Annotated in this window: 5 protein-coding genes; 3 read left to right on the top strand and 2 right to left on the bottom strand. The window is 66.0% G+C overall.

What is annotated here, in order from left to right; genetic code table 11:
* Positions 1-408 precede the first annotated feature (408 nt).
* Positions 409-2244 (top strand): esterase/lipase family protein, encoded by a 1836-nt coding sequence (locus V3330_RS13570; protein ID WP_354695975.1) that lies wholly within the window; start codon positions 409-411, stop codon positions 2242-2244.
* Between the two features lie 694 nt (positions 2245-2938).
* Here V3330_RS13570 and V3330_RS13565 read toward each other — a convergent pair.
* Together V3330_RS13565 and V3330_RS13560 are read right to left on the bottom strand one after the other, a co-directional pair.
* Positions 2939-3307 carry a hypothetical protein gene (locus V3330_RS13565; protein ID WP_354695974.1) on the bottom strand — a complete coding sequence of 123 codons (369 nt, stop codon included), beginning with the start codon at positions 3305-3307 and terminating at the stop codon, positions 2939-2941.
* 102 nt (positions 3308-3409) lie between these two features.
* Positions 3410-4303 (bottom strand): LysR substrate-binding domain-containing protein, encoded by an 894-nt coding sequence (locus tag V3330_RS13560; RefSeq protein WP_354695973.1) that lies wholly within the window; start codon positions 4301-4303, stop codon positions 3410-3412.
* 349 nt (positions 4304-4652) lie between these two features.
* Here V3330_RS13560 and V3330_RS13555 point away from each other — a divergent pair, with 349 nt between their 5' ends.
* Together V3330_RS13555 and V3330_RS13550 are read left to right on the top strand one after the other, a co-directional pair.
* A complete protein-coding gene (locus V3330_RS13555) occupies positions 4653-5894 on the top strand; it encodes a CapA family protein (RefSeq protein WP_354695972.1) in 1242 nt (413 codons plus the stop codon).
* Positions 5895-6033: 139 nt separating this feature from the next.
* Positions 6034-7905: an ABC transporter ATP-binding protein gene (locus V3330_RS13550; RefSeq protein WP_354695971.1), complete on the top strand. Its 1872-nt coding sequence runs from the start codon at positions 6034-6036 to the stop codon at positions 7903-7905.
* The last annotated feature ends 228 nt before the right edge of the window (positions 7906-8133 follow it).

Here is an 8133-nt window from a genome sequence, read left to right as displayed (position 1 = left end):
CTTGATATTCACCGTCATCCCGGACGCACTTGATATTCACCGTCATCCCGGACGTACCTGATATTCACTGTCATCCCGGGCGCACTTGATATTCACCGTCATCCCGGACGTACCTGATATTCACCGTCATCCCGGACGCACTTGATATTCACCGTCATCCCGGACGTACCTGATATTCACTGTCATCCCGGGCGCACTTGATATTCACCGTCATCCCGGACGTACCTGATATTCACCGTCATCCCGAACGCACTTGATAGTCACAGTCATCCCGGACGTACTTGATATTCACAGTCATCCCGGACGCGGTGAAACCGCGATCCGGGATCCACCCGGCCCGCCAGGCCGCCGACAAGCGCTGCACGATGCGCTTAGAATGTGACCGGATTACCACCGGAACCCAAACTCGTGACCCAGCGCTCTCGCACCCGAACCCCGCTATGCCCATGGTTGTTGGCGCTGGCCAGCGCTGTTTTCGCGGTGCTGCTTCCTCTCGCCGCTGCGGCGGCCGAAGTGGCGCGGCAGTTCGACGGAACAACCGCCGCGCCGGCCGCTTCGCTGGCGGACTGGCGCCAGGTGATGTTCGAGCTGCGCGCTTCGGCCACGGCTAAGACGGCCTGGCCGGCGGCGCGCAGCCTGGCGCAGTCGCGGCGTGCGGGTGTGCCGCGGAATGTTGTTCCCCTCGGCGTGATCCAGGTCGGTGCCACGGCATTCGAGGCGCCGGACGGGGTACCCCCTTCCGGGGTATTCGTTTTCGCTCCGCTGCGCGAGCGGGTGTACAACGGCGGCGACTTCTCTTTCGTGCTCGATCCGCAGGCCGTGCTGATTCATGACGCGCCCCAACCGCGGTCGTGGTGGTTCGATGCCGATGACGGTTACGGCCAGCGGCGCATCGAGCCCGGTGTTCCGGTACCGGTGTCGTATTCGAGCACCGGCACCAGAACGCTCACCCTGCAGGCGCAATCCGCCGATGGTGGCGTACTGCAGGCGGCGGCCACGGTGGACGTTCCCGCCCTGGTCACGCCGGATCCCACGGAAACCTGGGCCGTCACCGCCAGCGTGCCCTGGGATGGTCAGGTCGGTTCCGGTCAGGCTTATGTCTACCTGGCCGAGGGTCATGTCAGCCTGACCAACCCGGTGGTGGTCGTCGAGGGGTTCGACATCGACAACAGCATGGACTGGCCCGTGCTGTATGAACTGCTCAACCGCGAAAACCTGCTCGAGGACCTGCGGGCCGACGGTTACGACGCGGTGGTGCTGGACTTCACCGAGGCCGTTGATCCCATCCAGCGCAACGCGCTCGTCTTGACCGAACTGCTGCAGATGGTGCTGGCTGCGATTCCGCCGGAGCAGACCGTGGCCGTGGTCGGCGCCAGCGCCGGTGGCCTCATTTCCCGCTACGCCTTGCTGTGGATGGAGGACCAGGCCCTGCCGCATCGCGTGCGCAACTGGATTTCGTTCGATTCCCCCCACGACGGTGCCAACATACCGCTGGGCCTGCAGACTTGGTTACGCTTCTTCAGTACGCAGGCGGAACCAGCGGCCTACCTGCTCGACCGGCTGCGCACGCCGGCCGCGCGGCAACTGCTGCTGTATCACGTCGACAGCACGATCGGGACCAGCGCCGCGCCCGACCCGCTTCACGCCGACCTGGCCGCCGATCTGCTGTCGCTGGGCGACTGGCCACAACAGACCCGCCGGGTCGCGGTCATCAATGGCAGTGGCGCGCAGGCCGATCAGGGCTTCGCCGCCGGGGACCCGTTGCTGCAGTGGGAGTTCAGCGGCCTGGGATCGCTGATCACCGGCAACGTATGGGCGGTTCCGGACGGTGGTTCGCAGACGGTGTTCGACGGCCTGTTGTCACCGCCTGTGGGCGAAACGCTTCAGGAAGTGCTGACCGTGAACGGCACCTTGCCCTGGGACAATGCGCCCGGCGGCTACAGTGCGACCCTGCAGCAGGCGGCCAGCGTGAATGTGCCAGTGGGCGAAATCGTCGCGCTGCAGGATTTTCATGACTTCGTGCCGACGGTCAGCGCCCTGGCGCTGGGTGCCGTCCATCCGTTCCACGATCTCGACAGCGGTGCCGGCCTGCCGCAGTCCACGCCCTTCGATGAGGTCTACGTTCCGGCCGAAAACCAGGAACACATCGCCATCACACCGGAGAGCAAGGCCTGGTTCCGCTTTGAAATCGGCCTGAACCTGCCCGGCCCGGTATTCAACGACGGCTTCGAAACAAGTCCCTGATCCGGCATCCAGGGGTACGGTACCTTCGTGAGCCTGCCTCCCCTGCCGTCATGCCGGACTTGATCCGGCATCCACAGGGGCCGAAGCAGGCTGGACCCTCCTCCTCCACTGTCATGCCGGACTTGATCCGGCATCCATGGGTTTCGGCGGGAAATGGAACTCGGGCGCCGGGTGGATCCCGGATCACGGTTGCACCGCGTCCGGGATGACGGTGGGACGAGGTGACACTCAAGAGTCCCGTTCCCGTCATGCCGGACTTGATCCGGCATCCACAGGGGCCGAAGCAGGCTGGACCCGCCTCCCCCACCGTCATGCCGGACTTGATCCGGCATCCATTGGTTTCGGCGGGAAATGGAACTCGGGCGCCGGGTGGATCCCGGATCGCGGTTGCACCGCGTCCGGGATGACAGCATTAATCGGGTGTGCCCACCGCGTCCGGGATGACGGTTTTACTCGGGTATGCCCACCGCGTCCGGGATGACGGCTTTACTCGGGTATGCCCACCGCGTCCGGGATGACGGCTTTACTCGGGTGAGCCCGCCGCGTCCGGGATGACGGTGGTCACGTTACTTGCCACGACCCCATCCCCTCAGAGTCTCCACCGCCCTCGGGGTGACGGTGGAGACCCATCGGTGGCCGTTAGTCCAGCCCCCGGAGATTGCTTACGCTGTTCGCGCTCGCGGACATGACAGGATCAGTTGTTGAACGAGTAGTACGCCTTGCGGGCGCGGACGGGTGCGCCGGGTGCTGAATTTTCGATCGGGGTCAGTTGCAGCACCTGGGCGCGGGAGTTCACCACGCAATCGGCCCGTGCCACCACGCGCTGGGTTACCGGATCCACGGCATCGACGTGAAAGGTGGTGCGGCGGCCCAGCGGCTTGATACCCGGGATGGCCCGGCGCATGCGATGATTCACCGGCGCACCATTGGTAGCCGAGACTTCCGACATCAACGCGTCGACACAGGCCTGCAGTCCGGCTTCGCCGGATGCGGCGGTGGCGTTACCGGCGTACAGCGCGGCCAGGGCGGTCAGTGTGATGGTCGTGCGTTTGATGTGTTTCATCTTCGGGTCCTCCGTGATTGGGTTGGCGTTCATCGGCTTTCACTCTATGAAGCCGTGCACCCGCTGACAAACGGTGTTTTCAGCGCTATGCGTGAGCAAATTTCACCCGTCTTCACGGAACCGTTCCAACAGCCACGAACTCAGCTGGCGGACCGAGTCGCGCCCGGCATCCTCACGGCGATACGCCAGGTAGAAGTGTTCTCCGGTGTCCATTTCGTGATCGAAGGCGCGTTGCAACTGCCCGTCATTCAGCCGGGCGCGGCCGAGCGGCCACGAAATCAGCGCGATGCCCAGTCCCTGGCTGGCGGCCTGCACCACGTCCGCCATGGAATCGAAGCGCAGGACGTTGCGTGCGCGCAGCGGCCCGACCCCGGCCGAGCGTGCCCATTCCTCCCAGGCGTCGGGTCGGTTCTCGTGGGCGATCAGCACCTGGTCGGCCAGTTGCCCGGGGCGCCCGCCCGGCTGATCGGCCGCGAAACCGGGCGCGCAGGCAGCCACCAGCCGGCGCGAGAACAACCGATGAACCTGCAGTTCCGGCCACTGGCCGTTGCCCAGCAAAATGGACACGTCGGCCTCGGCCGGATGCTCACGCATTCCGCTGGGCTGGGTCATCATGCGCAGGTCGGTTGCCGGCAGGCGTTCCTGCAGTTCCCCCAGCCGCGGCAGCAGCACTTCGCTGGCGAAGAACGGCGGAACGCAGAACCGCACGATGGTGCGGCTGAACTCGGTGCGTAACTGGCGGGTTTCGCTTTCCAGCCGCGCGAACACGTGGTCGAGCAACTGAAAGTAGTGCCGGCCTGCGGGCGTGAATGCCAGCGCACGGGTGCGGCGTTCGAACAGCGGCAATCCCAGGTCCGTTTCCAGGTGGCGAATCTGGTGGCTCACCGCCGACGGCGTCACGCAAAGCTCCGCGGCGGCCTGCTTGAAACTCATATGCCGCCCCGCCGTTCTGAAGTAGCGCAGCGATTTGAGGGGCGGCAGGGCTCGAACACTCATGGTCTCAATACCCGAACAATCAGAATCCCCGAGTGTTGCAAGTCCCGTGCCATCCGGGCGCACCGGCCGCCCGTGGCCGCCGCGGTCAAGGGCCGGTCGTCAACAGAGGCCACGGCGGAGTGGCCCGGGCACCATGACGGTGCATTCGTGCGTGACACAGGCACCGTTTTGGGACGCGACGAATTGCACCAACGGCAAGTGCGATGTCACTATGGAGCGACCGTGATGAGCACCCGCCCGATGGCTGCGGCCCTGAAACGCGCTCCGGCGCCACCCTGCCGGCCCGGCTTCGTTGTCCCCACTATTCGTGCCCACGCACCGGACACCTTCCAGCGCAGTCGTTTCCAACATGCGCTCTGACCCACCCGAACCCGTCTCGCCGACCCGGCGCGCCCTGCTCGCCGGCACTCTGGCCCTGGCGGCCGGGCTGGCGCCACATCGATCCGTTCACCCGGCGCGCCCGGAGGATGTCTCGAGCGCGCCGGGTGAACAGCCACTCACGCTGTTTCTGGCCGGCGACGTCATGACCGGCCGCGGCCTGGACCAGGCGCTGCCGTACTCGGTGGATCCGCGGCTCTACGAGGCGCGGGCGCAGTCCGCGCTCCATTACCTGCGGCTGGCCGAAGAAGCCAACGGTTCCCTGCCTTTACCGCTCGATTTTGCCTGGCCCTGGGGTGATGCCCTCGCGGTGCTGGACGAGGTCCGCCCGGCGCTGCGCTGGGTCAATCTGGAGACCACGATCACGAATCGGGGTGCGCCCGATCCCGGCAAGGAGGTTCACTACCGGATGCACCCCGGCAACGTGGCCTGTCTCGCGGCGGCTGGAATCGATGGCGTTTCCCTGGCGAACAACCACGCCCTGGACTGGGGTGAGGTCGGGCTGGAAGACACCCGGCGCAGTCTCGAGGAGGCCGGCATCGCCTTCGCCGGCGCCGGTCCGGACCGCGCGGCTGCCATGACCCCGGTGATTTACCCGACCCCGGCGGGGCGGCTGCTGGTGTTCGCGGCGTGCACCGGCTACAGCGGCGTACCCCGCGGCTGGTCAGCCGGGCCTTCCCGGCCGGGGGTGCACCGCATCAACCTTGCGCCTCCTTCGATTCGTGCGCTGGCCGACGCCGTATCCGCCGTGCGCCAGCCCGGAGACCGCGTGGTGCTGTCCCTGCACTGGGGAGGGAACTGGGGTTATGCGGTTCATGAGGATCAGCGCCAATTCGCGCACCAGCTGATCGACGAGGTCGGCATCGACCTGGTGCACGGGCATTCATCCCACCATCCGCGCGGCATTGAGTGGTACCGGGGTCGCGCCATCCTTTACGGCTGCGGTGATTTTCTCAACGACTACGAGGGCATACGCAGTGAGCGTGCGGTTTTTCGCAGCGACCTGACCGCGATGTATTTCCCCACCCTGGAACCCTCCGGCGCCCTGCGCTCACTGGAACTGGTCCCGATGCGAATCCGCCGGTTTCGCCTGCAGCAGCCCCCGGCGGAAGAGGTCGCCTGGCTGCAAGCGGTGCTGGATCGGGAAAGCCGCAAACTGGGGACACGTGTCCTGCCGTCGGACGAGGGCAGATTCCGCGTCGTGCCGGCCTGAGCCAGGGTCGGGGGCACCATTCGGGCAGGTTTTTGGCGCGTTACGTGCGGAACGGGCTCGATGTGGGCTCGAGCGTTAACGCCCGACCCGCCGGCATCACGCTTGCCGTGGCCCGCGGCCGGCACCATGTAATGCACCAATGAGCGCTCATCCCGTCACTTCCTCGCCACCGCCCGAGCCGTCGCGCCGCTCGTTTCTGGGCGTGTTTCGATACAGCCGGCGAGCCCTGGACCTGGTGTGGACGACCAGCCGGCCGTTGACGGTGATCCTGGGCATTCTGACGGTGCTGGCCGGTGTGCTGCCGGCGGCCATGGCCTACGTGGGCGCCCTGATCATCGACGCCGTTGTGGCGGCGACCGCGGCCTACCGCGCATCCGGCGGCGGCGAGCTGATGTCATTCGTCCGGCCGGTGTTCGGCCTGGTGGCGCTGGAAGCGGTGATCGTCGCGGCGCAGGCGGGGGCGCAGCGCGGCATTTCGCTGTGTCAGGCCCTGTTGCGCGCCCAGCTCGGCCAACGGGTCAACATGATGATCCTGGAAAAGGCGCAAACCCTGGAACTGGCCCAGTTCGAGGACTCCGAGTTCTACGACAAGCTCACCCGCGCCCGCCGCGAAGCGTCCAGCCGACCGCTGTCACTGGTTAACCGGACCTTCGGACTGGCTCAGAACCTCGTCTCCCTGGTCAGCTACGGGGTATTGCTGGTGCAGTTCTCGCCGTGGGCCGTGGTGGTGCTGATCGTGGCCGGCCTGCCCTCATTCATCGCCGAGACGAAGTTTTCGGACGAAGCCTTCACCTTGTTCCGCTGGCGTTCGCCCGACACGCGCATGCAGATTTACCTGGAAACGGTGCTGGCACGCGAGGACAACGTGCCGGAAGTAAAGCTGTACGGCCTGGGGCCATTGCTGTTGCAGCGCTACCGCGACATCTTCAACCGCCTGTACGGGCGTGATCGCAGCCTGGCAATCCGGCGCGATGGCTGGGGATTCGTGCTCGGCCTGATCGGAACGGTCGCGCTGTACGGCGCCTATGCGTGGATCGCCGCGGCCGCGGTGATGAGCCGCATCACCCTGGGTCAGATGACCATGTACCTGATGCTGTTCCGCCAGGGTCAGGCGGCGGTTTCCGCCATCCTCAGCGCCATCGGCGGCATGTACGAGGACAACCTGTATCTGTCGACCCTGTACGAGTACCTGGAAACGCCCACGGCGCGCAATACCGGCAGCGGTGCGGGCGGCGCGCGCGAAGGCACGCAGCCCGGCGATGGGGTCCGCTTCGAGAACGTGACCTTCACCTATCCCGGCGCGGCACATCCGGCCCTGAACGGCATCGACCTGCACATCCAGCCCGGCCACTCACTGGCCCTGGTGGGCGAGAACGGCTCCGGCAAGACCACCCTGATCAAGCTGTTGACCCGGCTGTACCGGCCCGATTCCGGCCGCATCCTGCTCGACGGTCTCGACCTGCGGGACTGGGACGAAGACGTGCTGCGCCAGCGCATCGGCGTCATTTTCCAGGATTTCTCCCGCTACCAGTTCATCGTCGGCGAGAACATCGGTGTCGGCGACGTGCGTCATTTCCGCGAAGAACCGCGCTGGCGCGGCGCGGCCGAAAAGGGCATGGCCGATGCCGTCATCGAGGAATTGCCGGCCGGCTACAAAACCCAGTTGGGCAAGTGGTTCAAGGATGGCATGGAGCTGTCCGGCGGCCAATGGCAGAAAATCGCCCTGGCCCGCGCTTTCATGCGTGAAGGCGCCGACATCCTGGTGCTGGACGAACCCACCGCGGCCATGGACGCGGCCGCCGAAGCGACCATATTCGAGCACTTCCGGCGCCTGACCGAAAACCGCATGGCCATTCTCATCTCGCACCGCTTTTCCACCGTGCGCATGGCCAGCCAGATCGTGGTCATCGAAAACGGCCGCATCATCGAGCGCGGCAGCCACGACGAGTTGATGGCGCTCGACGGCCACTACGCCCGGCTGTTCTCCCTGCAGGCCGCCGGCTACCAGTAAGCCCCGCCCCGACCCCGGCGATTACCGCCGTCAGACCCATCGCGCGTTCCCCCTAACCGTCATCCCGGACACGGTTCTACCTCAAGGCCGTCATCCCGGACGCGGTGCAACCGCGATCCGGGATCCACCCGGCGCCAAAAGTGACTGCCATGCGAGATTCAATGGATGCCGGGTCAAGCCCGGCATGACGGGACCAGGGACTGACCCGTTTCCGATCACCGACGTCCT

This window comes from Elongatibacter sediminis, from assembly GCF_037892215.1.
GTDB classification, from domain to species: Bacteria; Pseudomonadota; Gammaproteobacteria; order Xanthomonadales; family SZUA-36; genus Elongatibacter; species Elongatibacter sediminis.
The sequence above is the reverse complement of the archived record's forward strand: the minus strand, read 5'-3'. Positions and strand labels throughout refer to the sequence as shown.